Genomic DNA, 2805 nt, shown 5'->3' with positions numbered 1-2805 from the left:
CTTCAGTAGTCAGTCAGCGATCAGCCGTTGCGCTTCCAGCGCGGCTTCTCGTCGCGGCGGCCGAAGGACGAACCCGAGCCGGAGCCCGTACCCGTGCCGGAGCCCCGGTGGTCGTCGCGGCGGCCGTACGACGGGCGGTCGTGGCCGCCGGCGCGGAAGCCGCCGCCCGCGGGGCGGTCGCCCTGGCGGTCACGGTTGAACGGGCGGTCGCTGCCTCGGTGACCGGTGGACGGGCGGTCGTCGCGGCGGAAACCACCACGGTCGCCACCACCGTCACGACGGTCGTCCCGGCGGAAGCCACCACCCGAACCCGAGGGGCGCTCGTCGCGACGCTCGAAGGAACGGCCACCACGGTCGTTGTCACGGTTGAAGCCACCCGACGGGCGGTCGTCGCGGCGGAAACCACCACGGTCGCCACCACCGTCACGACGGTCGTCCCGGCGGAAACCGCCACCGGAGGGGCGCTCGTCGCGACGCTCGAAGGAACGGCCACCACGGTCGTTGTCACGGTTGAAGCCACCCGACGGGCGCTCGTCGCGGCGGAAACCACCACGGTCGCCACCACCGTCACGACGGTCGTCGCGGCGGAAACCGCCACCGGAGGGGCGCTCGTCGCGACGCTCGAAGGAACGGCCACCACGGTCGTTGTCACGGTTGAAGCCACCCGACGGGCGCTCGCGGCGCTCGTAGTTGCCCCGCTCGTCACGGCGCGGACGCTCCTCGCGTGCCTGCGCCTCAGCGGCGGCCGTCGCCTCGGCGGCGGCCTCCTCGATGACGACGGCAGCGGCGGCCTCGGCCACCGCGGCAACGGCGGCCTCCGGGTCCTCGCCCCGCTCGCGCGCCGCACGCGCGGTCAGCCGGTCGGCCTCCTCGCGCAGTTCGGTGGCACGACGTGCGGCGCGCTCCAGCTCCTTGGTGAGCTGCGAGACCTCACGCTCGGCCTGCTGCGCGGCGTTGCCCGCGGACTCGGCCTGGACCTCGGTCATCGACCGGGCGCCGGTGATCTCCGCGACCTCCGGCTCGAAGGCCGCGCCGCCCTGGATGATGTGGCGCGAGGCGTCGACGCCCGCGTCCTCCATCAGGCGGAAGATCTGGCGGCGCTGGTGCGGCAGGGACAGCGACACGACCGTGCCGGAGCGGCCCGCGCGGGCCGTACGGCCGGAGCGGTGCAGGTAGTCCTTGTGGTCGCCGGCCGGGTCCACGTTCAGGACCAGGTCGATGCCGTCGACGTGGATGCCGCGCGCGGCGACGTCGGTGGCGACCAGGGCGTTGACGTAGCCCTTCTTGAAGTCCTCGAGGACGCGGGTACGCGCGCCCTGCGTCATACCGCCGTGCAGCGCGTCGGCCTTCACACCGGAGTCGCAGAGCTGCTCGGCGATACGGTCGGCGCCCAGCTGGGTGCGGACGAAGATGATCGTGCGGCCCTTGCGGGAGGCGATCGCGGCCGTGACCGGCGCCTTGTCCTTGGGCTTCACGATGAGGATGTGGTGGGACATCGTCGTGACGTTGCCCTGGGCGCTGTCGACCTCGTGCGTGACCGGGTTGGTCAGGTAGCGCTTGACCAGCGTGGAGATCTCGTTCTCCATGGTGGCCGAGAACAGCATGCGCTGGCCGCCGCCGGGGATCTGGTCGAGCAGCTCGGTGACCTCGGGCAGGAAGCCCAGGTCGGACATCTGGTCGGCCTCGTCGAGGACGGCGACCTCGACGTTGGCGAGCGAGCAGGCGCCGCGGTTGATGATGTCGCGCAGACGGCCGGGCGTGGCGACGAGGACGTCGACGCCGCGCTCCAGGGCGTACATCTGGTTGCTCATCGACGTACCGCCGCAGACGACCTTCATCTTGAGGCCGAGGACGTCGCCGTACGGCTGGAGGGCGTCCGCGACCTGCATCGCGAGCTCACGGGTCGGCGTGAGGATGATGCCGCGGGGCTTCTTCTTCTCGGTGTGGCCGCCGGACAGCTTCGTCAGCAGCGGCAGACCGAAGGAGAGGGTCTTGCCGGAGCCGGTGCGGCCACGGCCGAGGATGTCCTTGCCGGCCAGGGCGTCCGGGATGGTCGCGGCCTGGATCGGGAAGGGGCTGGTCACACCGTTCTGCGTGAGCTTGCGCACGACGCCCTCGGGGAGACCGAGGTCGGTGAAGGTGATCTCCGGCTCGCCGGACTCGGTGTCGTTCGAGTCGGCGGCGTCGGTGTCGGCGGCCGTCTGCGCGAGGTCGAGGTCGATGGCCTCGTTGTCCTCGTTCTCGGGCACGACGATGTGATCAGTACTGGAAATGGACATGCGAATGCGAAACCTTCCGGAGTCTCGTCGGCACGCGCCCGTCAACTCCGTGATTTCGCAATTCGACCGCCTCAATGCGGTCAGCCACGGCAAGGGAGAGTACGCGCCACACGCGGCGCATCTCTTCGGCGCCAGGCAATGGGATCAAACGATCTACTACCATACGCACTCACCTCCCCTTTGGGCAAATTGAGTACCGTCATCCCAGGTCAACACCCTTCTGGACCTTCGATCGGACGGGTCTAGACAGCCACCCCGGCCTCTGGCGCGGGCTCCCGGGTCATCAGTTGCGGCTGGGCCTGCTGCGGCTGCACCGAGGACGACGGCTCCGCGACCGTCGGCTCCGGCGAGGGCGGCGGGGGCGTGGGTGACACGGGCGGCGGCTCCGGCTCGGGCTCGGCGGTCTTCGTGGGTGTGGCCTGCGGCTTCGTCGGTGTGGGCGCACCGGGGCCGACCGGCCCGGGGCTGCCACCGGCCGGCCTGGTGGGCTCCGACGCGGGCGCGCTCTGACCGGCGGACGGGGAGG

The 2805-nt window shown here is 71.3% G+C and carries 1 protein-coding gene and 1 pseudogene; both read right to left on the bottom strand.

Going from position 1 to position 2805, the window contains the following annotated elements:
• Nucleotides 1–20: 20 nt before the first annotated feature.
• Nucleotides 21–2279, bottom strand: a complete 2259-nt coding sequence (locus STRTUCAR8_RS10535) for a DEAD/DEAH box helicase (protein WP_006375603.1) — start codon at nucleotides 2277–2279, stop codon at nucleotides 21–23.
• Between the two features lie 242 nt (nucleotides 2280–2521).
• Nucleotides 2522–2805: pseudogene (locus STRTUCAR8_RS53720) on the bottom strand (hypothetical protein); the annotation flags it as partial.

The sequence above is a fragment of the Streptomyces turgidiscabies Car8 genome, assembly GCF_000331005.1.
Taxonomy (GTDB): Bacteria; Actinomycetota; Actinomycetes; order Streptomycetales; family Streptomycetaceae; genus Streptomyces; species Streptomyces turgidiscabies.
Note: the sequence above shows the minus strand (reverse complement) of the source record. Positions and strands in the feature narration are given on the sequence as shown.